The 1,289-nt window shown below is 61.4% G+C and carries 1 protein-coding gene and 1 pseudogene; one reads left to right on the forward strand and one right to left on the reverse strand.

The window, feature by feature from the left end:
- Positions 1-370, forward strand: a pseudogene (locus EN750_RS34795) (lipid-A-disaccharide synthase); the annotation flags it as partial.
- Between the two features lie 61 nt (positions 371-431).
- Here EN750_RS34795 and gltA read toward each other — a convergent pair.
- The coding region (gene gltA, locus EN750_RS34800; RefSeq protein WP_127399308.1) for a citrate synthase at positions 432-1,289 on the reverse strand (858 nt) is incomplete at its 5' end.

Consider the following 1,289-nt stretch of genomic DNA (forward strand, 5'->3'; position numbering starts at 1 on the left):
AGCCGATGCGGCGCTGATCGCGTCCGGGACGGTATCGCTGGAACTGGCGCTGGCCGGCGTGCCGATGATTTCCTGCTACAGGCTCGACCCGGTCGCGCGCGTCTTGGCGCCGTACCTCGTTTCAGTCTGGTCGGCCCTGCTGCCCAATCTGATATCGGATCGAGCGCTTATTCCGGAATTCTACGACGGCTACATCAAGCCGAACAATCTGGCCCGGCAATTGGAAGCCCTGTTCGCCGACAGCGGCATGCGCGCCTGGCAGAAGAATGGATTTGCAGAGATCACGCGGCGCATGGCGACGGACAGACCGTCCGGCGAGATCGCCGCGCAGGTGGTGATGCGGTATATCAAGAGAGGGAATAGTCAGTAGGGAGTAGGGAAGTTGACCGTGCCTACTGCCTACTGCCTACTGCCCGATCCCTACTCCCAATTCACCGCTTGGCGATCGGCACGTAGTCACGCTCGGGTGCGCCGGTATAGAGCTGACGAGGGCGGCCGATCTTCTGGCGCGGATCCTCGATCATCTCTTTCCACTGCGCGATCCAGCCGACGGTGCGGGCGACCGCGAACAGCACGGTGAACATGGTGGTGGGGAAGCCCAGCGCCTTCAGCGTGATGCCGGAATAGAAGTCGACATTCGGGTAGAGCTTCTTCTCGATGAAATAGGGATCGGTCAGCGCGATCTTTTCCAGTTCCATGGCGATGTCGAGCAGCGGATCGTCCTTGATGCCGAGCTCGCCCAGAACCTCATGCGCCGTCTTCTGCATGATCTTGGCGCGCGGATCGTAGTTCTTGTAGACGCGGTGGCCGAAGCCCATCAGCCGGAACGGATCGTTCTTGTCCTTGGCGCGGGCGATGAATTCGGGGATGTGATCGACATGGCCGATCTCACCAAGCATGTTGAGCGCCGCTTCATTGGCGCCGCCATGCGCAGGCCCCCACAGGCAGGCGATGCCGGCGGCGATGCACGCAAACGGATTGGCGCCCGACGAGCCGGCGAGACGCACGGTCGAGGTCGAGGCGTTCTGCTCGTGATCGGCGTGCAGGATGAAGATGCGTTCCATGGCGCGCGCCAGCACCGGGTTGATCTTGTATTCCTCGCACGGCACGGCAAAGCACATGTGCAGGAAGTTGGCGGCGAAGTTCAGTTCGTTCTTCGGGTAAATGAAGGGCTGGCCGATGTGGTATTTGTAGGCCATCGCCGCGATCGTTGGCATCTTGGCGATCAGCCGCATGGAGGCAACCATGCGCTGGTAGGGGTCGGAGATGTCGGTGGAGTCGTGGTAGAA

The organism is Mesorhizobium sp. M7A.F.Ca.ET.027.03.2.1 (genome assembly GCF_003999175.1).
GTDB lineage: Bacteria > Pseudomonadota > Alphaproteobacteria > Rhizobiales > Rhizobiaceae > Mesorhizobium.